General features: G+C 59.9%; 15 protein-coding genes. 9 read left to right on the plus strand and 6 right to left on the minus strand.

The features are described from left to right. The first annotated feature begins 27 nt into the window (after nucleotides 1-27). The 5 genes from clpP to E4P00_RS19145 all read left to right on the plus strand — a co-directional run bounded on the left by clpP (nucleotide 28) and on the right by E4P00_RS19145 (nucleotide 7170). The gene (gene clpP, locus E4P00_RS19125) at nucleotides 28-663 is read left to right on the plus strand and encodes an ATP-dependent Clp endopeptidase proteolytic subunit ClpP (RefSeq protein ID WP_005789297.1); all 636 of its coding nucleotides are present in this window, start codon (nucleotides 28-30) and stop codon (nucleotides 661-663) included. 112 nt (nucleotides 664-775) lie between these two features. Beyond that, complete coding sequence (gene clpX, locus E4P00_RS19130) at nucleotides 776-2059, plus strand: ATP-dependent Clp protease ATP-binding subunit ClpX (RefSeq protein WP_003238279.1); 1284 nt, start codon at nucleotides 776-778, stop codon at nucleotides 2057-2059. A gap of 188 nt (nucleotides 2060-2247) precedes the next feature. After that, nucleotides 2248-4644 carry an endopeptidase La gene (lon, locus tag E4P00_RS19135; protein ID WP_032880520.1) on the plus strand — a complete coding sequence of 799 codons (2397 nt, stop codon included), beginning with the start codon at nucleotides 2248-2250 and terminating at the stop codon, nucleotides 4642-4644. A 148-nt stretch (nucleotides 4645-4792) separates the two neighbouring features. Then, nucleotides 4793-5065, plus strand: a complete 273-nt coding sequence (locus E4P00_RS19140) for an HU family DNA-binding protein (protein WP_003174819.1) — start codon at nucleotides 4793-4795, stop codon at nucleotides 5063-5065. A gap of 230 nt (nucleotides 5066-5295) precedes the next feature. Continuing rightward, nucleotides 5296-7170, plus strand: a complete 1875-nt coding sequence (locus E4P00_RS19145) for a SurA N-terminal domain-containing protein (RefSeq protein WP_032880522.1) — start codon at nucleotides 5296-5298, stop codon at nucleotides 7168-7170. 82 nt (nucleotides 7171-7252) lie between these two features. On the opposite strand, the gene nhaA is transcribed toward E4P00_RS19145, so the two are convergent. Beyond that, nucleotides 7253-8596: a Na+/H+ antiporter NhaA gene (gene nhaA, locus E4P00_RS19150; RefSeq protein WP_032880524.1), complete on the minus strand. Its 1344-nt coding sequence runs from the start codon at nucleotides 8594-8596 to the stop codon at nucleotides 7253-7255. Between the two features lie 118 nt (nucleotides 8597-8714). After that, nucleotides 8715-9893 carry an MFS transporter gene (locus tag E4P00_RS19155; protein ID WP_248132540.1) on the minus strand — a complete coding sequence of 393 codons (1179 nt, stop codon included), beginning with the start codon at nucleotides 9891-9893 and terminating at the stop codon, nucleotides 8715-8717. A 115-nt stretch (nucleotides 9894-10008) separates the two neighbouring features. Here E4P00_RS19155 and E4P00_RS19160 point away from each other — a divergent pair, with 115 nt between their 5' ends. Together E4P00_RS19160 and E4P00_RS19165 are read left to right on the plus strand one after the other, a co-directional pair. After that, nucleotides 10009-10914, plus strand: a complete 906-nt coding sequence (locus E4P00_RS19160; RefSeq protein WP_032880528.1) for a LysR family transcriptional regulator — start codon at nucleotides 10009-10011, stop codon at nucleotides 10912-10914. 83 nt (nucleotides 10915-10997) lie between these two features. Further along, the gene (locus E4P00_RS19165) at nucleotides 10998-11810 is read left to right on the plus strand and encodes a DUF2242 domain-containing protein (protein ID WP_248132542.1); all 813 of its coding nucleotides are present in this window, start codon (nucleotides 10998-11000) and stop codon (nucleotides 11808-11810) included. A gap of 1 nt (nucleotide 11811) precedes the next feature. On the opposite strand, the gene aceE is transcribed toward E4P00_RS19165, so the two are convergent. After that, on the minus strand, nucleotides 11812-14472 hold the full coding sequence (gene aceE / locus E4P00_RS19170; protein WP_248132544.1) for a pyruvate dehydrogenase (acetyl-transferring), homodimeric type: 2661 nt from the start codon (nucleotides 14470-14472) through the stop codon (nucleotides 11812-11814). A 145-nt stretch (nucleotides 14473-14617) separates the two neighbouring features. On the opposite strand from aceE, the gene E4P00_RS19175 reads away from it, so the two are divergent. Further along, nucleotides 14618-15088, plus strand: coding sequence for a MarR family transcriptional regulator (locus tag E4P00_RS19175; protein ID WP_005789278.1), 471 nt, complete (start codon nucleotides 14618-14620; stop codon nucleotides 15086-15088). 55 nt (nucleotides 15089-15143) lie between these two features. Here the strand turns inward: E4P00_RS19175 and E4P00_RS19180 are convergent, their stop codons facing one another. The 3 genes from E4P00_RS19180 to E4P00_RS19190 all read right to left on the minus strand — a co-directional run bounded on the left by E4P00_RS19180 (nucleotide 15144) and on the right by E4P00_RS19190 (nucleotide 18644). Continuing rightward, the gene (locus E4P00_RS19180) at nucleotides 15144-16148 is read right to left on the minus strand and encodes a pyruvate dehydrogenase (protein WP_248132546.1); all 1005 of its coding nucleotides are present in this window, start codon (nucleotides 16146-16148) and stop codon (nucleotides 15144-15146) included. A gap of 327 nt (nucleotides 16149-16475) precedes the next feature. Beyond that, nucleotides 16476-17510 carry an AraC family transcriptional regulator gene (locus E4P00_RS19185; RefSeq protein ID WP_078821716.1) on the minus strand — a complete coding sequence of 345 codons (1035 nt, stop codon included), beginning with the start codon at nucleotides 17508-17510 and terminating at the stop codon, nucleotides 16476-16478. Nucleotides 17511-17513: 3 nt separating this feature from the next. Continuing rightward, nucleotides 17514-18644, minus strand: a complete 1131-nt coding sequence (locus E4P00_RS19190) for a carbon-nitrogen hydrolase family protein (RefSeq protein WP_248132548.1) — start codon at nucleotides 18642-18644, stop codon at nucleotides 17514-17516. A gap of 211 nt (nucleotides 18645-18855) precedes the next feature. On the opposite strand from E4P00_RS19190, the gene E4P00_RS19195 reads away from it, so the two are divergent. Further along, a complete protein-coding gene (locus tag E4P00_RS19195) occupies nucleotides 18856-20895 on the plus strand; it encodes an NADPH-dependent 2,4-dienoyl-CoA reductase (protein WP_103734454.1) in 2040 nt (679 codons plus the stop codon). Nucleotides 20896-20934: the final 39 nt, after the last annotated feature.

Consider the following 20934-nt stretch of genomic DNA (forward strand, 5'->3'; position numbering starts at 1 on the left):
ATGACTATTTGGGAGTAACTGCAGAGCATGTTCCGTAATTCCTATATTCAGCAGAACTCTGATATCCAGGCCGCCGGCGGCCTGGTCCCGATGGTTGTCGAGCAGTCCGCTCGTGGCGAACGCGCCTACGACATCTACTCGCGCCTGCTCAAGGAGCGAGTGATCTTTCTGGTTGGCCCGGTAGAGGACTACATGGCTAACCTGATCTGTGCGCAATTGCTGTTCCTTGAAGCGGAAAACCCGGACAAGGACATCCATCTCTACATCAACTCGCCAGGTGGTTCGGTGACCGCAGGGATGTCGATCTACGACACCATGCAATTCATCAAGCCAAACGTGTCGACTACCTGCATCGGCCAGGCTTGCAGCATGGGCGCGTTCCTGCTGACGGCGGGTGCCGAAGGCAAGCGTTTCTGCCTGCCGAACTCACGCGTGATGATTCACCAGCCACTGGGCGGTTTCCAGGGCCAGGCATCGGACATTGAAATCCATGCCAAGGAAATCCTCTTCATTCGTGAGCGTCTGAACACGCTGATGGCCAAGCACAGCGGGCACACACTGGAAGAAATCGAGCGCGATACCAACCGTGACAATTTCATGAGCGCAGAAGCCGCCCGTGAATACGGGTTGATCGACGCAGTGATCGAAAAGCGCCCCGCTTAATATAAGCCGCTCAAAATAGGGCTGGTCGGCATGTCCGACCACTTGCGGGCTTGAAAAAGCCCGCATAAGCCTTCATCTTGTGTTGCAAGCCTATCGGATTTGGATCGAACGAATGACTGACACCCGCAACGGCGAGGACAACGGCAAGCTGCTCTATTGCTCCTTCTGTGGCAAAAGCCAGCATGAAGTACGCAAATTGATTGCCGGCCCCTCGGTGTTTATCTGCGACGAATGCGTCGACCTGTGCAATGACATCATCCGCGAGGAGGTGCAGGAAGCCCAGGCCGAGAGCAGTGCGCACAAACTCCCATCGCCTAAAGAAATCAGCGGCATCCTGGACCAATACGTTATTGGCCAGGAGCGTGCAAAGAAGGTTCTGGCCGTAGCGGTGTACAACCACTACAAGCGCCTGAACCAGCGTGACAAGAAAGGCGACGAGGTCGAACTCGGCAAGAGCAACATCCTGCTGATCGGTCCTACAGGCTCGGGTAAAACCTTGCTTGCGGAAACCCTCGCTCGCCTGCTGAACGTTCCGTTCACCATTGCCGACGCCACCACCCTCACCGAGGCTGGCTATGTGGGCGAAGATGTCGAGAACATCATTCAGAAACTGCTGCAGAAGTGCGACTACGACGTAGAGAAGGCCCAGATGGGTATTGTCTACATCGATGAAATCGACAAGATTTCGCGCAAGTCCGACAACCCGTCGATCACTCGGGACGTTTCCGGTGAAGGCGTGCAGCAGGCACTGTTGAAACTGATCGAAGGCACGGTTGCTTCCGTACCGCCACAAGGCGGCCGCAAGCACCCGCAGCAGGAATTCCTTCAGGTTGATACGCGCAACATCCTGTTCATTTGTGGTGGCGCATTCTCCGGCCTGGAGAAGGTTATCCAGCAGCGCTCCACCCGTGGCGGCATTGGTTTCAGTGCGGAAGTGCGCAGCAAGGAAGAAGGCAAGAAAGTGGGCGAGTCCCTGCGTGAAGTCGAGCCTGACGATCTGGTCAAGTTTGGTCTGATCCCGGAATTCGTTGGTCGCTTGCCGGTCCTGGCGACATTGGACGAATTGGATGAGGCGGCTTTGATTCAGATCCTCACCGAGCCTAAGAACGCCCTGACCAAGCAATACGCCAAGTTGTTCGAGATGGAAGGCGTGGACCTCGAGTTCCGTACCGACGCGCTCAAATCGGTGGCCAAGCGGGCACTGGAGCGCAAGACCGGTGCACGTGGGCTGCGTTCGATCCTCGAAGGCGTGTTGCTCGACACCATGTACGAAATCCCCTCGCAGTCTGAGGTGAGCAAAGTGGTGATCGACGAAAGCGTTATCGAAGGCAAGTCCAAGCCACTGTATATCTACGAAAACAGTGAGCCGACGGCCAAGGCTGCGCCAGACGCGTAAGCGTTCAGCAGTTGCGGTACAAGCAAGGGGCCTCTAGGGGCCCCTTGTTTTTTGGGGCGTTTTCTTGGTGCGGTGGTTAAATTCGCGTGTATTCATGCGTTTAACTACTGGCATTGAGCTTGTTTTTTTTGCATGTAACCCCCATCTTGGTTTCATGCTTACTTATCAACTGTCATAGAGGCGAAATCATGAAGACAACCATCGAATTGCCTCTCCTGCCGTTGCGTGATGTCGTCGTCTATCCGCACATGGTTATCCCGCTGTTCGTGGGGCGCGAGAAGTCTATCGAAGCCCTCGAGGCTGCGATGACGGGCGACAAGCAGATCCTGCTGTTGGCCCAAAAGAATCCTGCTGATGATGATCCGGGTGAAGATGCCCTGTATCGCGTCGGCACCATTGCCACTGTGCTGCAATTGCTCAAGCTGCCTGATGGCACCGTCAAGGTGCTGGTGGAAGGCGAGCAGCGCGGTGCCGTAGAGCGTTTCATGGAAGTGGACGGGCACCTGCGCGCCGAAGTGGCACTGATCGAAGAAGTCGAAGCTGCAGAGCGCGAATCCGAAGTGTTTGTGCGCAGCCTGCTCTCGCAGTTCGAGCAGTATGTGCAGTTGGGCAAGAAAGTCCCCGCTGAAGTGCTGTCTTCCCTCAGCAGCATTGATGAACCAAGCCGCCTGGTTGATACCATGGCCGCGCACATGGCGCTGAAAATCGAGCAGAAGCAGGACATCCTCGAAATCATCGACCTGTCGGCCCGTGTCGAGCATGTGTTGGCGCTGCTGGACGGCGAAATCGACCTGTTGCAGGTAGAAAAGCGCATCCGCGGTCGGGTGAAGAAGCAAATGGAGCGCAGCCAGCGCGAGTACTACCTGAATGAGCAGATGAAGGCCATTCAGAAGGAGCTCGGCGACGGCGAGGAAGGCCACAACGAAATCGAAGAGCTGAAAAAGCGCATTGATGCCGCTGGCCTGCCCAAAGATGCCTTGACCAAGGCCACCGCCGAGCTGAACAAGCTCAAGCAGATGTCGCCAATGTCGGCCGAAGCCACCGTGGTGCGTTCCTACATCGATTGGCTGGTGCAGGTGCCGTGGAAGGCCCAGACCAAGGTACGCCTGGATCTGGCTCGCGCTGAAGAAATCCTCGATGCCGACCACTATGGTCTTGAGGAAGTCAAAGAGCGCATCCTCGAATACCTTGCCGTGCAAAAGCGCGTGAAAAAGATTCGTGGTCCGGTGTTGTGCCTGGTTGGCCCTCCGGGTGTGGGTAAAACCTCCCTGGCCGAGTCGATTGCCAGTGCCACCAACCGCAAGTTTGTGCGCATGGCCCTGGGCGGTGTGCGTGACGAGGCGGAAATCCGTGGTCATCGCCGTACCTACATCGGTTCGATGCCAGGAAGATTGATTCAAAAGATGACAAAAGTGGGCGTGCGCAACCCGCTGTTCCTGCTCGATGAAATCGACAAAATGGGCAGCGATATGCGTGGCGATCCTGCCTCCGCGCTGCTTGAGGTGCTCGATCCGGAGCAGAATCACAACTTCAACGACCATTACCTGGAAGTCGACTACGACTTGTCTGACGTAATGTTCCTGTGCACCTCCAACTCCATGAACATTCCGCCAGCCTTGCTGGACCGGATGGAGGTGATTCGTCTGCCGGGTTACACCGAAGACGAGAAGATCAATATCGCCGTCAAATACCTCGCACCCAAGCAGATTTCGGCCAACGGCCTGAAGAAGGGCGAGATCGAGTTTGAGGTCGAGGCGATCCGCGACATCGTGCGTTACTACACCCGCGAGGCCGGTGTACGGGGCCTTGAGCGCCAGATCGCGAAGATCTGCCGCAAGGCGGTGAAAGAACACGCACTGGAAAAACGTTTCTCTGTGAAGGTAGTTGCCGACTCCCTGGAACACTTCCTGGGCGTGAAGAAATTCCGCTACGGCCTCGCCGAGCAGCAGGACCAGGTCGGGCAGGTGACTGGCCTGGCGTGGACTCAGGTGGGTGGCGAATTACTCACCATTGAAGCTGCGGTGATTCCCGGCAAAGGCCAGTTGATCAAGACCGGCTCCCTGGGTGACGTGATGGTCGAATCCATCACGGCCGCGCAGACCGTGGTGCGCAGTCGCGCCCGCAGCCTGGGCATCCCGCTGGACTTCCATGAGAAGCACGACACCCATATCCATATGCCGGAAGGGGCGACCCCGAAAGACGGCCCTAGCGCGGGCGTAGGCATGTGTACGGCCCTGGTGTCGGCATTGACTGGCATCCCTGTGCGCGCTGACGTCGCAATGACCGGGGAAATTACCCTGCGTGGTCAGGTATTGGCCATCGGTGGTCTGAAAGAGAAATTGCTGGCGGCTCACCGGGGCGGAATCAAGACGGTGATCATTCCGGAAGAGAATGTTCGCGACTTGAAGGAAATTCCTGACAACATCAAGCAGGATCTTCAGATTAAACCGGTTAAATGGATTGACGAGGTCCTGCAAATTGCGCTGCAATACGCGCCGGAACCCTTGCCGGATGTAGCTCCGGAGATAGTCGCGAAGGACGAAAAACGCGAGTCAGATTCCAAGGAAAGAATTAGCACGCATTAATGTGTTAAAGCCTGGGGGCTTCCTTGACAGCTTTTTAGAGCCCTTGTTATAAAGCGGCTCTTAAGTGTCTGTAGGCCACCCAGCACTGGTTTTTGCTTTTACCAAAAAACTTAGAATCATACTCAATAGATATATAAGGGGACTTAGAGTGAACAAGTCGGAACTGATTGATGCTATCGCCGCATCCGCTGATATCCCGAAAGCTGCTGCTGGCCGTGCGCTGGACGCAGTAATCGAATCCGTCACTGGCGCTCTGAAGGCCGGCGACTCCGTGGTACTGGTAGGCTTCGGTACTTTCTCTGTGACTGACCGCCCAGCTCGCACTGGCCGTAACCCACAGACTGGCAAAGCACTGCAAATCGCTGCTGCCAAGAAACCAGGTTTCAAAGCCGGTAAAGCCCTGAAAGAAGCCGTTAACTAAGCTTCGATCAAGCCTTTGCTTACCCGGGTCGGACGCACGTCCGACCTGGCAGCGGAGCGGTAGCGACCCACGTATCCATCGGGTCGCCACGCCGGGGGTGAGAGTTCAAACCCCCGTCCGCTCCGCCAGTTACGAGAAGGCGCATCCTCGGATGCGCCTTTCTTCTATCCGGACTCTACCCACGCTCCACGGTTGCCTATTTTTGAAGTTCAACCGTTTCTGGGGGACGCATGCTGCAAAATATCAGGGACAATTCACAAGGCTGGATTGCCAAGACCATTATCGGGATCATCGTCGCATTGATGGCGTTCACCGGTATCGAAGCCATTTTCCAGGCTTCGGGTAATAACGCGCAGGACGTGGCCAAGGTCAACGGTGAACAGATCACCCAGACCGAACTGAGCCAGGCTGTCGACATGCAACGTCGCCAGCTGATGCAACAGCTGGGCAAGGATTTCGATGCTTCGCTGCTGGACGAAAAACTGCTGCGCGACGCGGCCCTCAAGGGCCTGATCGACCGCAAGCTGCTGCTGCAAGGCGCTGCTGATGCCAAGTTCGGCTTTTCGGAAGCCGCTTTGGACCAGGTGATCCTGCAGACGCCGGAATTCCAGGTGGATGGCAAGTTCAATGCCGAACGTTTTGATCAGGTGATCCGTCAACTGGGCTATAGCCGTATGCAATTCCGTCAGATGCTGACCCAGGAAATGCTGATCGGCCAGGTTCGCGCAGGTATCGCCGGCAGCGGTTTCGTCACCGATGCCGAGGTGCTGGCATTCGCCCGTCTGGAAAAACAGACCCGCGATTTCGCCACCGTCAACATCAAGGCAGACCCGGCAGCGGTGAAGCTCACCGATGATGAGGTCAAGGCTTACTACGACCAGCACGCCAAAGAGTTCATGACCCCGGACCAGGTGGTCATCGACTATCTGGAATTGAAGAAGTCCTCCTTCTTCGACCAGGTCACCGTCAAGGACGATGAACTGCAGGCTGCCTACGAGAAGGAAACCGCCAACCTCGCTGAACAGCGTCGTGCCGCGCACATCCTGATCGAAGTCAACGATAAGGTCACCGAGGCGCAAGCCAAGGCCAAGATCGAAGAAGTCCAGGCACGCCTGGCCAAAGGCGAGAAGTTCGAAGCCCTGGCCAAGGAGTTCTCCCAGGATCCAGGTTCGGCCAACAATGGCGGTGACCTGGGCTTTGCCGGCCCTGGCGTCTACGATCCGGACTTCGAAACGGCCCTGTACGGCTTGAAGCAAGACCAGGTATCGGCGCCGGTGCGCAGTGCCTTCGGTTGGCACTTGATCAAGTTGCTGGGCGTTGAAGCACCTGAGGTGCCATCGTTTGCCAGCCTGAAAGACAAGCTGACCCGCGAGCTCAAGACCCAACAGGTTGAACAGCGGTTTGTCGAAGCGACCAAGCAATTGGAAGATGCGGCATTCGAAGCGTCCGACCTGGCCCAGCCGGCATCTGACCTGAAGCTGACCGTCCACACCTCGGCGCCGTTTGGCCGTGAAGGTGGCGAAGGCGTTGCAGCCAACCGTGCCGTGGTGACTGCGGCATTCAGCCCGGAAGTGCTGGATGAAGGTGCCAACAGCAGCGCCATCGAGCTGGACCCGGAAACCATCATCGTGTTGCGTGCCAAAGAGCATCTCAAGCCGGCTCAACTGCCGCTTGAGAGCGTTGCTGCGGCGATTCGCACCCAGATGACCAAGGAGCGTGCGAGCGCTGCCGCCAAAGCCCATGCAGACGAGTTGATCGCCAGCCTGCGTGACGGCAAAACCGCGCTGGACCAGCCGATTGACGGTCAGGCCTGGAAGGTGACTGAAGCGGCGACCCGCGGTCAGGAATCCATCGACCCAGCCGTGCTGCAAGCCCTGTTCCGCATGCCCAAGCCTGCGGCCAAGGACAAGCCTACCTTCACCACGGTGACGCTGCGTGATGGCAGCCTGGTGATTGTGCGCTTGAACGGCGTCAACGAAGCGGCTGCCCCTACGGACGAAGAAAAGGCGCAATACCGCCGCTTCCTCGCTTCCCGTATCGGCCAGCAGGACTTCGCGGCGTTCCGCAAGCAGCTGGAAACCCAGGCAGACATCAAGAAGTACTGATGCCGGCTTGAATAAAAAAGACCCCGTCCTGAAAAGGCCGGGGTCTTTTTTTGCCTTTGATAAAGTGGGTGCTTAACTCGCCTTATGGGTGCTTGCCTGAAAACTTGAGCTTGCCCCAGGTCAGGCCGATCACCGCTGCCAGGGTCGAAGCGGCCAATACACTGAGCTTGGCGGCCGAGAGCAAGGCAGGGTCCGAGAAGGCCAGAGAGGAGATAAAGATCGACATGGTGAACCCGATCCCGGCCAGCAGGCCAACCAGGCCGACGCCTGTCCAGGTCACACCGTCCGGCAGCTTGCAGATATTGAGCTTGACCAGCATCAGGCTCGCCAGCATCACGCCCAGGGGTTTGCCGAGTACCAGCGCAAAGATGACCCCCATGAACACCCCGTGAGCCATCGGATCATCCAGGTTGAAGCCGTGCAGGCTCACGCCAGCATTGGCCAGGGCGAAAAGCGGCATCACGCCGAATGCCACCCACGGATGCAGTGCCGATTGCACCCGTTGCACCGGCGGCAATATCTCCCGCTGGGCTTGGCGCAGTTGCTTGAGGGGCTGGGCGACCTGTTGGGGGCCTTCTGCCGAATGCGAGAAGCGCTCCATCAGCTCGTTGAACGTGCGTTCAATGGTCTCCAGCGGGCGCTCCGTGGTGGGCTTGGAGTTGACCGGCGTCATCAAGCCCAGGATCACCCCGGCGAGGGTCGGGTGCACGCCGGTCTTGAGCAGCCCGAACCATACAATCGCGCCAGGTAACAGATAGATCGCGGCCTTGCCGATGCCCATGCGTTGGAACACCAGCACCAGCGCCAGCCCGCCTGCGGCAATCACCAAGCCCATGTAATCGAGACTGGCAGTGAAGAAGATCGCGATGATCAGGATCGCCACGATGTCATCGATGATCGCCAGGGCCAGCAACAGGATACGCACGCCACTGGGAATCGACTTGCCCAGCAGCGCCAGCACGCCCACAGCAAACGCGATGTCGGTCGCGGTGGGTACCGCCCAGCCACTGGCGGCGACGGTGCCGTGGTTGAGCAGGGTGTAGATGAGTGCAGGCATCAGCACACCGCCCAGCGCAGCGCCCAAGGGCAGCGTGGCCAGTTTCAGGTTGGCCAGGGCGCCATCTTTGATTTCCTGACGGATCTCGGCGCCGACTACCAGAAAGAAGATGGTCATCAGCCCGTCATTGACCAGAAAGTGCAGGGAGCGCGACACGCTGTAATCGCCAAGTCCCAGGGTAACAGGCGTATTCCAGAAGTGCTCGTAGGTCGCTGCGGCGGGGCTGTTGGCCCAGATCAGCGCCACGATCGCTGCCAACAGCAGGACGATACCGCTCACGGCTTCGATATGGGAAAAACGCTCAAGGGCAGACAGCGCGCCCTCAGTCAGGCGCTGAGGGCGGGGGATGGCAGGGTGTTTATCAGGCACGACAAATCTCCATTGGCGGCCCGACCAATGCTTGGCTTTTAACCTGCGCCGCGCCTTATGCAGCAACGCACCCAGAGGCGATGATAGGAAGTAGAGGAATAAGTTGTAAACAAACTTGTCATCGGCCGTGCCAGGCCTTGCCCGTCATTGCACCCAGCGCCAGCGCTATCAACCCCATCACGGCCCATGGAAATGCGATGACGCCCCAGTGTTGGAGCATCAAGCCGCCAGCCAGCCCACCCCCGGCAATGCCAAGGTTCCACGCGGTGACCAGCATGGATTGCGCGGCATCAGCCGAGTTGCCGGCCGACTTCGCGAGTGCGGTTTGCAGCAGGGCCGGCAGGCCTCCGAAAGCCAGGCCCCAGGCCGCCACGCTGATGTAGATGCAGATCGCAGAGCTGGTCCAGAAACCCAGGAGCAGGGCAGCTGCGGCGAACGTCGCGCAACTGATGAGGGTCAGCAACCGCAGGTGTTGATCAATCCATATGCCCACCAACCAGATGCTTACCAACGCCATCAAGCCGAACACCAGTAATACCTGGTCGATCTCGCTGCCGATGTCGGCGGGCACCAGCAAGGGAGCGATGTAGGTGTAGAGGATGTTATGAGCCAACACATAGGTGAAGGTCACCCACAGCACTGGGCGGATTCCCGGCAGGGCCAGCACGCGATTCAGGCCCAGACGTTTGCTGGCTGCTTCGCCGGCAAAATCCGGCAATTGCCAGCGCGCCCACACCAGCAGTAACAGGGTCAGGCCGGTCATGATGGCAAAGCTGCTGCGCCAACCGACCAGCGTGCCAAGCAGGGTGCCAGCAGGTACGCCGAGGGACAAGGCCAGCGGCGCACCGAGCATGGCCACGGCGATCGCCCGGCCCTGCAGATGAGGGGCAACCATGCGGCTGGCGTAGCCTGCCAACAGCGCCCACAGCAGCCCGGCGAATACACCCGCAAAGAAGCGAGCGATCAAGGTCACGCCGTAGTGGCTGGAAAACGCGGTGACACTGTTGACCAGGGCAAAGCCGCCTATGGCGATCAACAGCAGAGGCCTGCGACGCCAGCCACGGGTCAGCAAGGTCAGCGGGATGGCCGCGAGCAATGAGCCCAGGGCGTAGAGCGTCACCAACTGCCCGACCAGCGCCTGTGACACTTCCAGCCCGGCGCTCATTTGCGGCAGCAGCCCGGCGGGCATGGCCTCGGTGAGGATGGTGATAAAGCCGGCCGAGGCCAGGGCCAGCAACCCTGCCAATGGCAAGGGTTCATGCACGGGCGCCGTAGCGGTCACTGAAGTGTTGTTCATGGGAGTCTCCTTGAAGGGGCAAGGAGGCAGGGTAGGGGGCTGCGATGCGCGGAAAAACAGGCTAAGGTGCCGAACTTATCGGACATTTTCGTCCGCAATCGACCAAGGCATCAGCATGGACAGTCTGAGCGGGCTCTCGGTATTCGTACAGGTCGCGCAAACCCGTAGCTTCACCACCGCCGGGCGGGTATTGGGCGTGTCATCCTCAGCGGTAGGCAAAAGCATCGCACGCATGGAGGAGCGCCTGGGTGTCAGGCTGTTTCATCGAAGTACCCGCAGTATCACCCTGACCAGTGAGGGCGCGCTGTTGCTGGAGCGCTCGCGGCGCATCCTGGCGGAAGTGGAAGCGGCTGAGCTGGAGTTGAGCGAGGCCAGTGCCACCCCGCGGGGCAAACTGCGTATCAGCGTGCCCCAAGTGCGCGGGTTGTTGATGCCGGTGATCAGTGGCTTTATGCGTGCCTATCCGGATATCGAGTTGGACGTGGATTTTTCCGACCGTATGGTGGATGTCATCGATGAAGGCTTCGACGCGGTGATCCGCACCGGCAAGCCGGAAGACTCGCGCTTGATGGCGCGCCATCTGGGGCATTACCAATTGGTACTTGTCGGTACGCCCGGCTATTTCGACCAATACGGCACGCCACTCCTGCCCCTGGACTTGAGTCATCACGCCTGCCTTCGGCATAAATTCTGCGCCTCCGGCAAACTCGAGCCCTGGCCGCTGCGACTGGTGCCGGGCGCGGCGGAGCCGAGCTTGCGTGCGCCGCTGGTCAGCAGCACCATTGAGTCTCTCAAGCATGTGGCTCAGGAAGGTCTCGGTATTGCGTGTCTGCCGGACTACATGGTCAACGAGGCGGTTGCGCAAGGGGCTTTGCAGCGCGTGCTGGATGAACACCTCGAACACCGCGGCAGTTTCTGGTTGCTGTGGCCGGCCAGTCGCCATGCCTCGGCCAAATTGCGCGTGTTTATCGACCATATGTGTGCCGGGCTTTTTCCTACTGACGCGGCTTCACAAGGCTGAGATGTTTAACCGACAGGAATGCGCGCTTCAAGGCCGCGTTCTGTTGCACAATACCGTCCGGACCGTTTTCCACAGGATTTTCAATGTCGACATCATTTCACTTGCGTAGCCTCGGGTTGGCGCTGGTGCTGGCGGGCGCCGCGGGCTGCTCCTCACCCAAGACCGCTATCTATGAACATGAGAATTTCGACGATTCCGGTACGTTTTCCCGCGATTACCCGGTCAGCGATGTAGCGGCGTGTGAAGCGGCGCGTCGTGCCTTGCTGAGCCAGGGTTACATCATTACCAGCAGCGATCCTAAGCTGGTGGCGGGCAACAAGAGTTTCCAGCAGACCGGCGAGACCCATCTGCAGATCAGTTTCAATGTGGTGTGTGCCGCTGATGGCAAAGGCAGCAATCACTCGACGATGTTTGCCAACGCCTTGCAGGATCGCTATGCACTGAAGAAGGTCAACAACTCCGCCAGCCTCGGCGTGGGTGTGTTGGGTTCGGTGTCGATGCCGATCGGCTCCACTGACGACTCGATGGTGAAAGTCGCGAGCGAGACCGTCTCGGCACCGAAGTTCTACGAGCGTTACTTTGCGCTGGTGGATGTGTTCCTGCCGCAGGAGGTCAAGCAGGTCGAGCATATACCCGAGCAGCCCAAGGCTGACCTGGGTGTGCCTGAACCCAAGGCCGCTCCGGTAGCCGAGAAGGTCGAGGCGCCGAAGGAGACACCTGTAGCGCCTGCCGCTTCGCAACCCCTGGCACCGCCACCTGAGGCTGCGCCGATCGCACCGACCCCGGAACCTGCGCCTGCCTCGACGCCAGCAACCGAGCCCGCGCCGGCGCCGACCAATCCCAGCCTGCCTGCGCCGACAGAGGCAATACCGCCCTTGCCAGCGCCTGCGCAGTAACTCAGATGGCTACGGGATCGGCCTTGTCGACGTTGATCCCGTAGCGGCTGATGGCCAGGGCGACGTTGTCACGACCAATCACACCGTCATCAGCCAACGCCTTCAAGGCTGCTAAAGCGATAAAGTGCCGGTCTACCTCGAAGAACTCGCGCAATGTCTCGCGGGTGTCCGATTGCCCGAAACCGTCGGTACCCAGTGCGAAAAAACGGCGGTTATGCACGAAGGGGCGAATCTGGTCGGCGAACAACTTCATGTAGTCCGTGGCCACCACCACAGCGCCGGTTCTCCCGGCAAGGCAGGTTTCGACGTAGCTTTGGCGCGGCTCGCTTTGCGGGTGCAGGAGGTTCCAGCGTTCGGCGGCGTGCCCATCACGGCGCAATTCGGTCAGGCTGGTGACGCTCCAGACATCGCTATGCACGGCGAAATCCTTGGCGAGCAACTCGGCTGCGGCGATCACTTCGCGCAAGATTGAACCGCTGCCCATGAGCTGCACCTTTGCCTGCGGGTGGCTGCTCAGCGGATACATGCCCTTGAGAATGCCTTCTTCAACGCCTTCCGGCATCGCCGGGTGCGGATAGTTTTCGTTGAGCAGGGTGATGTAGTAATAGATGTCCTCCTGTTCGACATACATGCGCCGCATACCCTCGCGAATAATCACCGCCAGTTCGTAGGCAAAAGTCGGGTCATAGGCCACGCAGCAGGGAATCACCGACGCCAGGATATGGCTGTGTCCGTCGTCGTGCTGCAAGCCTTCCCCCATCAGCGTGGTGCGTCCGGCCGTGGCGCCCAGCAGGAAGCCCCGTGCTCGCGCATCGCCCGCCGCCCAGGCCAGGTCGCCGACGCGCTGGAAGCCGAACATCGAGTAGAAAATATAGAACGGCACGGTCATCAGGCCATGGTTGCTATAGGACGTGCTTGCCGCAATCCAGGAAGAAATGGCGCCGGATTCATTCAGCCCTTCCTGCATGATCTGTCCGTCTTTGCTTTCTTTGTAGTAGCTCAATTGCCCGGCGTCCTGTGGGGTATAGAGCTGGCCGACGGCTGAGTGGATACCGATCTGGCGGAACAGGCTTTCCATGCCAAAGGTGCGCGACTCATCCGGCACAATAGGCACGATCAGCTTGCCCAAATGCGGGTCCTTGAGCAGCGTGCCGAGGATGCGCACAAAGGCCATGGTGGTGGAGATGGCGCGCTCACCGGTGTCTTTGAGTTGGGTGGCGAAGGCGCTCAGCTCGGGGATTTGCAGCGGCGCAACGCTCGTGTGGCGCGCTGGCACATAGCCTCCCAGCGCCTGCCGTCGTGCGGCAAAGTAGTGGGCCTCTTCGCTGTCGACGGCGGGTTTGAGGTAGGGGATTTCTTCGAGCCGGTCATCGTCGACCTCCAGGCCGAAGCGGTCGCGGAAAGCTTTTACCGCTTCGGCCCCCATCTTCTTCAGCTGATGGTTGATGTTTTGGCCTTCGCCAGCTTCACCCATGCCGAAGCCCTTGACCGTCTTGGCCAGTATCACCGTGGGCTGGCCCTTGTGGCGCACGGCGGCGGCGTAGGCGTTGTAGACCTTGTCCGGGTCATGCCCGCCCCGTGAGAGTTTCCAGATGTCGTCGTCGGACATGTCCGCAACCAGTGCGAGCAACTGCGGGTATTTGCCAAAGAAGTGTTCACGCACATAAGCGCCATTCTGGGATTTGTAATTCTGGTAGTCGCCGTCCACGCATTCCATCATGCGTTGGCGCAGCAGGCCGCTCTGGTCCTTTTCCAGCAGCGCGTCCCAGCCGCCGCCCCAGATCACCTTGATCACATTCCAGCCGGCGGCACGGTACAGGCTCTCGAACTCCTGGATCACCTTGGCATTGCCGCGCACCGGACCATCCAGGCGTTGCAGGTTGCAGTTGACCACGAAGATCAGGTTGCCGAGTTTTTCGCGGCCCGCCAGCGAGATGGCCGCCAGGGATTCGGGCTGGTCCATTTCGCCATCGCCGAGGAATGCCCAAACCTTGCGGCCCTGATGCTGCTTGAGGTCTCGAAACTCCAGGTACCGCATAAAACGCGCCTGGTACGCGGCGGTGATCGGCCCCAGGCCCATGGAGACCGTAGGGAATTGCCAGAAGTCCGGCATCAACCGTGGGTGAGGATAGGAAGACAAGCCCTCGCCACCGGCCTCGCGACGAAAGTTATCCAGCTGCGCTTCGCTGATACGGCCCTCCAGATAGGCACGGCCATAAATGCCTGGTGAGGAATGGCCCTGGATGTACACCAGGTCGCCGTCGAATGTGTCGGTTCGGCCACGGAAAAAATGATCGAAGCCTACGTCATACAGCACGGCGGCTGACGCATAGGTGGCGATATGCCCACCCACGCCTGAGTGTTTGCCTGCGCGCAATACCATCGCCATGGCATTCCAGCGGATGAACGCATTGGTGCGCCGCTCGATGGCCTGGTTACCGGGGTAGGGCAACTGGCGCTCAACCGGGATGGTATTGACGTAGGGAGTGGTCACCCGCCCGTAGAAGTCGCCATGCCGTGCAACGTCGAAATCCAGCAACTGATCGATCAGGTAATGAGCGCGGGGACGGCCCTCGGTGGACAGCACCGATTCGATGGAGTCCAGCCATTCGCGGGTTTCCTGCGGATCATCGTCGAGTCTTACTGGGTCATTCGGGGTCATGTGAGGCTCCAGGGTAGGCGGATTCAAGCGGCAAGCTCCTCGCGGGAGTGATGCAAAATGTAGTTGCAATTGCAACGACATGCCGGAGTCTAGCGCGGGATGAGCTACTATTGCAACCTTCTTGAAATTCCCCGGATGGTGTTGCATGTCGTCGAAAGAGCCGGATGTATGGTTCCGTTTTGTCAGGGCTCACAGGACGGTCATCCGTGAAATCGAGCGGCGCCTGGCTGCGGCGGGCCTGCCGCCGTACGCCTGGTACGATGCGTTGTGGGGCCTGGAAAGCGGGCCCGGCGGCACCCGGCGTATGCACGAACTGGCCGATGTGCTGGCCATTGAGCGCTATAACCTCACGCGCCTGGTGGACCGCCTGGAAAAGGACGGCCTGGTAGTGCGTTCCCGCTCCGATGGCGACGGTCGTGCGGCGTTTGCCTCGATCACGGACACGGGTCGAGCGCTGCGCAAGAGCATGTGGAAAATCTACGAAAGCACCGTGGACGAGCTGTTCCTTTCACAAATCGAACCCGAGCAGCGCCAGGCATTTGCCGATGCCCTGGAGCGCACGGCGGGCTTGGCGATGGATGCGGGTGTGCAAGTGCGCAGCCGACGTAAATCGTAGGTTCGAAAACAGACTCAGTGCGGGCGGGGGCTTGCTTGCGCAATTGCATTCCCCCTCACGTCAGGTGATAGCGCTGCAGTGCGTTTTCCACCTGCTGCACCTCGGTACGCCCTTCATCGGCCAGCGCTCTTAACGCTGACGCCACAATCCAATAGCGGCTCGGCGCAGAGGCCTGCATCGAGCCTGCGCCCAAGGCGATAAATCGTGCATCTACATGCGCGGCTAATTGATCGACAATCACCTGCGGATAACCGGTGACGGCAATGACGGGTGCGCTACTGCCTGCCAGGCAATCACGTAAATGGCAGCTGCGCCTGGGGGCCAAGGGGTGCAAGCGGTTCCAGCGCTCCGCGGTCGCCGCCTCACGGGCCAACCGTGTGTAGCTGGGGCTGCTCCACACCTGCGCCGTAATATTCCAGTCCTGTTCCAGCAACCTTGCGGCATGCATGACCTCTTGCAATGCCCGGCCAGCCCCGAGCAGGCGCACATCGGCTGCTTGATTACGCTGGATCGGATACATGCCTTTGTGGGCATCCTCTCGGTCCTGGGCAGTCAGTGTCGTGGGGGCATCCTGGTCATGCAGCGCCAGATAATAAAAACCTGGCTGGCCGTCGACGTACAGCGTGCGTAGTCCTGCCAGCACAATCGCTCGAGCTTCGTCTCCCGAGGCGGGATCGTAGGGTGTGCAGCGTGGATGAGCCGCCAGCCATACTGGCAATGACGGGTGCGTGCCCTTGGGCCACGGGGAAGGCTGGTTCTCGATGTCATTGCACAAGATGCCACGTTGGGCGGTCTGCTCCGACAGTGCGCACAACTGTGCAGACGACACTGCGCTGTGCAGATAGAGCAGGGGTTTTTCGCCGCGATTGCGCGCAAACCAGATAGGCCAGTTGCCCACGCGGCGGCTGCATGACTGGCCACGGATCACCCAGGCGTGCCGGCTGGATTCCAGAGTATTGGCCATGCTCATCACCGTATACAGCGGCGAGTTGCCCGGGCAAACGGCGGTGCTGAGTGCATCGATGCAGCTCTGCGCAGAATGCGCGATAGAGGCAGGCATGGGTCCAAGCTCCTTCCAACGGATATTTGTACCCTACTGGAAATGTGATTGCATTTGCAATGATTGCAATCGTACTTCAAGTCATGGGATTAAATTATCCGGCGCCTGTCGCGTTTAACTTTTCAAGCGCAGGAATGTCACAACGTCGACATTTTTTCGTCATGACGGCACTTTAGGCTGGGTTCGCAGGTCATTTACCTGCCACCGCTTTCATTTGAAGAAGGAGTCCACCATGGATGATTACCAGGAAGAACTGCTGGAGTATCAGGCATTCGAGTTGGACCCGCTGGATCCGGTCGACGATGCCACCGAGCTGTAACGCTGACTTCAGGCGGAATGCCGCTGACTGCGGCGAAATTCCCCTGGGGTCTGGTTATTCCAGCGCCTGAAGGCCCGCTGGAAGGCTTGGGCTGAAGCAAAGCCAAGCAAGTAGGCGATCTCGCCAAATGCCAGCTCGGTATCGCGAATATAGGTCATGGCCAGGTCGCGGCGGGTGTCGTTGAGAATTGCGCGAAACTGTGTGCCTTCCTCGGCCAGTTTGCGCCGCAGTGTCCAGGTCGGCAGTTTCAAGCGTGCCGCCACCTCTTCCAGGTCGGGTTCCCGGCCGCCATTGAGCATCGGCCCGAGCAACCGCGTGATGCGCTCGCGCAGGCTGCGGGTGCGAGTCAGCTGCTCCAACTCCCTTTCACACAGCTGCAGCAGCAGGTGCCAGGTGCTTGGGCAGTGCTGTGGGTTGCGCAGCGCCAAGGTGGGTTGGCTCAGACGCAGTTGATTGGCATCGGCGCCGAAGTGCACCAGGCCGCTTCCCAGCCTGTTGTAGTGTTCGTGATAGTCCGGCGCGTCGAATTCGATTTCTATCCGTTGTGCCTGCACCGGCTGTTGCGCCAGGCTGGATAATTGTTGCAGCCAACCGGCGATGATCGAGTCCACCACAAAGCGGTTATAGGCGTTGTAGGGGCTGATGGAGTAGAACCGCAGCCAGGCGCCTTCGGCATCTTCATGAAAGCTCGATTGCCCGCGATAGTTGGAGCCGTACAGCGCTTCAAAGCGTGTGAGCGTGCGCGCCGCTTCGCGCACATTGGGGGCCTGGGCGGCGGTGACACCGGCCAGGCCGGCCTGGCTCAAGCGGCTGAGTTGGCCCATGCGCAGGCCCAGGCCCGGGTCGCCGGTCAGTTGGATGGCCGCGTGGCCCAGGCGCATATAGCGCGGGATCGACAGGCGTGCGCCGGCTTCAGCCAGGCGTGCCGGGTCCAGGCCGTATTGCAGCAACAGCGGTTGCGGGTCCAGGCCGTGGCTGTGGATGGCATCGGCCAGGGTGTGCACGAAGCCCACCGACAGATCCCCCAGGCGCACCGGCTTCAAGGGCTACAGCCAGATATTCAGCAGGCGCGCGCCACGGGCATCGCCGTCGGCGAACACTTGCCCGTTGCTGCTCAGAAAACTCTGGCCGGCGCTGCCCAGGTCCCAGAACTGCCCACGTAAAAACACGCTCATGCCCGCCATTGCCTGGCTGACAGGCTGCTGGCTGATCAGGGTGAGGCGGCGCCAGGCGGCGCCTTCGCTGGTTTCTTCGGGTTTGAGGCTGACCTCGGAAGGCGTCGACACGCTCTTGAAGCCGCGCCATGGACGGTCCCAGGTGTCGCGGCCAGTGACGAAGGCCGGTACTGCGATCAGTTGCGCACCTTGCTCGTTGAGCTTGCGATAGTTGTCCGGGTACCAGCTGTCGCTGCCGACCAGGGTGCCCAGGCGCCCGGCAGGCGTATCCACCACGCTGACGACATTCTCATCGCCTGGCTCGATAAAGCCACGTTCATCGTAGATCGGGTAGAGCTGGCGCTGCGGTTGGCCCAGTGGCAAACCGTCGGCGGCAAACACCACGCTGGCGTTGTACAGCGCGCCATGGCCGACTTCCAACTGCCCCTGAATCACGCTCGGGTTGGGCAGGGCGATGGAACCGGCCACCAGGGTTACGCCAAATTCTTTTGCCAGCCCGCCGAACACCACTTGATAGTCGCGCGCCATGGCAGGGGCCTTCATGCGCAGGTAGGCGTCATCCATGCGGTTGTCGCCGGTGGCGCTGATCCAGGCTTTCGCAAACTGCAGTGGGTTGCTGATCGACAGCCAGTTCATCGCATCCTTCAAATGCGTGGCCTGGTACAGCTCGTTTTTTTCGCCCTTGAGCATCAGCCAGGTGCCGATATGTTCGGGCAGCACCACGATGGTCTTGGCGTTGATCAGGCCTTGGTCGCGCGCTTGTTGCAGGTAGCTCGACAGCTTCAAATGCAGGCGTTCCAGGCTTTGATAGTCGGCAGGGAACAGCTCTGGCTGAATGCCGAGCAGGTTGCCACGGTCGGCTGGTTCGCCCTCATTGACGGCGAGGGTGATACGCAGGTCCGACAGGTAATGCGCCACGGGGCGCTCCTGGGTCCAGACCAGATACGCGGCGAGGGCGGCAACCAGGGCCATGGTGACGGTGAACGCTAGAAGTTTACGCATGGGGCAACAGACAACAGACCAGGTGCAGGGTTCGCGACTAGGGTAGGGCCCATGGCGCGGCTTGCCAAGGGGCGCTGTGCATTTGGATCAATAACTTGTCAGTTTCAGTCATTGAGCCGTGGTCCACCGCCTCTTAGTCTGTGGGACATAAACCGATGGCACACCGTTCGAGTGCGCCACGTCCCGTGATGATCCGTTGTGGAGCTGTACCATGACCGCTGCTGCCTACCCGCACCTGCTGGCCCCGTTGGACCTGGGTTTTACCACCTTGCGCAACCGTACCCTGATGGGCTCGATGCACACCGGCCTGGAAGAAAAGCCCGGCGGTTTCGAGCGCATGGCAGCCTACTTTGCCGAGCGCGCCCGTGGTGGCGTGGGCCTGATGGTCACCGGCGGCATTGGTCCGAATGATGAAGGCGGTGTATACGCCGGGGCAGCCAAGCTGACCACTGAAGAAGAGGCGCGCAAGCACAAGATCGTCACCCAGGCGGTGCACGAGGCGGGCGGCAAGATCTGCATGCAGATCCTTCACGCTGGGCGTTATGCCTACAGCCCCAAGCAGGTGGCGCCGAGTGCGATCCAGGCGCCGATCAACCCGTTCAAGCCCAAGGAATTGGATGAGGAGGGCATCGAGAAGCAGATTCAGGATTTTGTCACCTGCTCTTTGCTGGCCCAGGCCGCCGAATACGACGGTGTGGAAATCATGGGTTCGGAGGGCTACTTCATTAACCAGTTCCTCGCCGCCCAGACCAACCATCGCACCGACCGTTGGGGCGGCAGCTTTGAAAACCGTATGCGCCTGGCGGTGGAGATCGTGCGTCGCGTGCGCGAGGCCGTCGGCCCGAACTTCATCATTATCTTCCGCCTGTCGATGCTTGATCTGGTGGAAGGCGGCAGCGTCTGGAAGGAAATCGTGCAGTTGGCCAAGGCTATCGAGCAGGCTGGCGCGACGATCATCAACACCGGTATCGGCTGGCACGAAGCGCGTATCCCTACCATTGCCACCAAGGTCCCGCGTGGCGCCTTCAGCAAAGTCACCGCCAAATTGCGCGGTGCGGTGCAGATTCCGCTGATCACCACCAACCGCATCAACACCCCGGAAATCGCCGAGCAGATCCTGGCCGAAGGCGATGCCGACATGGTCTCGATGGCGCGCCCGTTTCTGGCCGACCCGGAGTTCGTCAACAAGGCCGCCGCTGGGCGCGCCGATGAAATCAACACCTGCATCGGCTGCAACCAGGCGTGCCTGGACCACACCTTCGGCGGCAAGCTGACCACCTGTTTGGTCAACCCGCGCGCCTGCTATGAAACCGAACTCAATTACCTGCCCGTCAAGCAGATCAAGAAAATCGCGGTGGTCGGCGCCGGCCCTGCCGGTCTGGCCGCTGCCACTGTTGCCGCTGAGCGTGGGCATCAGGTGACCTTGTTCGATTCCGCCAGCGAGATTGGCGGCCAGTTCAATATCGCCAAGCGTGTGCCGGGTAAGGAAGAGTTTTTCGAAACCCTGCGTTACTTCAAACGCAAATTGCAGACCACTCACGTAGAGCTGTGCCTCAACACTCGTGTGGGCGTCGAGCAGCTGGTGGCAGGTGGTTATGACGAGGTGATCCTGGCCACCGGTATCGCGCCGCGCACCCCGGCGATCCCGGGAGTCGAGAACGCCAAGGTGTTGAGTTACCTGGATGTGATCCTGGAGCGCAAGCCGGTGGGCAAGCGTGTGGCGGTGATCGGCGCCGGCGGCATCGGTTTCGATGTATCGGAATTCCTCGTACACCAAGGCGTGTCTACCAGCCTGGATCGCGAGGCGTTCTGGAAAGAATGGGGCATCGATACCCAATTGGAAGCACGTGGCGGTGTGGCCGGGATCAAGCCCGAGCGCCATGCGCCGGCCCGTGAGGTGTTCCTGCTGCAACGCAAGGCTTCCAAGGTTGGCGACGGCCTGGGCAAGACCACCGGCTGGATTCACCGTACCGGTTTGAAGAACAAACAGGTGCAGATGCTCAACAGTGTCGAGTACTTGAAGATCGATGATCAAGGCTTGCATATCCGCATCGGCGCCGAGGGCGAACCGCAGGTGCTGGCGGTGGATAATATCGTCATCTGCGCCGGCCAGGACCCGCTGCGCGAATTGCACGACGGCCTGGTCGCCGCCGGCCAGAACGTGCACCTGATCGGCGGTGCCGATGTGGCCGCCGAGCTGGACGCCAAGCGCGCCATCAACCAGGGCTCGCGCCTGGCTGCCGAGTTGTAAGGCGACAACAGGGGCGGTGTTAGACTTGCCGCCCCTTTC

Source organism: Pseudomonas sp. B329 (assembly GCF_023127835.1).
In the GTDB taxonomy this organism is placed as follows: Bacteria; Pseudomonadota; Gammaproteobacteria; order Pseudomonadales; family Pseudomonadaceae; genus Aquipseudomonas; species Aquipseudomonas synxantha_A.

What these genes read in the sequence shown, in the direction of transcription:
- aceE (WP_248132544.1), bottom strand. Translation starts at nt 14,472, where the DNA reads ATGACCCCGAATGACCCAGTAAGACTCGACGATGATCCGCAGGAAACC.
- lon (WP_032880520.1), top strand. Translation starts at nt 2,248, where the DNA reads ATGAAGACAACCATCGAATTGCCTCTCCTGCCGTTGCGTGATGTCGTC.
- E4P00_RS19190 (WP_248132548.1), bottom strand. Translation starts at nt 18,644, where the DNA reads ATGCGTAAACTTCTAGCGTTCACCGTCACCATGGCCCTGGTTGCCGCC.
- E4P00_RS19180 (WP_248132546.1), bottom strand. Translation starts at nt 16,148, where the DNA reads ATGCCTGCCTCTATCGCGCATTCTGCGCAGAGCTGCATCGATGCACTC.
- E4P00_RS19165 (WP_248132542.1), top strand. Translation starts at nt 10,998, where the DNA reads ATGTCGACATCATTTCACTTGCGTAGCCTCGGGTTGGCGCTGGTGCTG.
- E4P00_RS19175 (WP_005789278.1), top strand. Translation starts at nt 14,618, where the DNA reads ATGTCGTCGAAAGAGCCGGATGTATGGTTCCGTTTTGTCAGGGCTCAC.
- E4P00_RS19160 (WP_032880528.1), top strand. Translation starts at nt 10,009, where the DNA reads ATGGACAGTCTGAGCGGGCTCTCGGTATTCGTACAGGTCGCGCAAACC.
- E4P00_RS19195 (WP_103734454.1), top strand. Translation starts at nt 18,856, where the DNA reads ATGACCGCTGCTGCCTACCCGCACCTGCTGGCCCCGTTGGACCTGGGT.
- clpP (WP_005789297.1), top strand. Translation starts at nt 28, where the DNA reads ATGTTCCGTAATTCCTATATTCAGCAGAACTCTGATATCCAGGCCGCC.
- clpX (WP_003238279.1), top strand. Translation starts at nt 776, where the DNA reads ATGACTGACACCCGCAACGGCGAGGACAACGGCAAGCTGCTCTATTGC.
- E4P00_RS19155 (WP_248132540.1), bottom strand. Translation starts at nt 9,893, where the DNA reads ATGAACAACACTTCAGTGACCGCTACGGCGCCCGTGCATGAACCCTTG.
- E4P00_RS19145 (WP_032880522.1), top strand. Translation starts at nt 5,296, where the DNA reads ATGCTGCAAAATATCAGGGACAATTCACAAGGCTGGATTGCCAAGACC.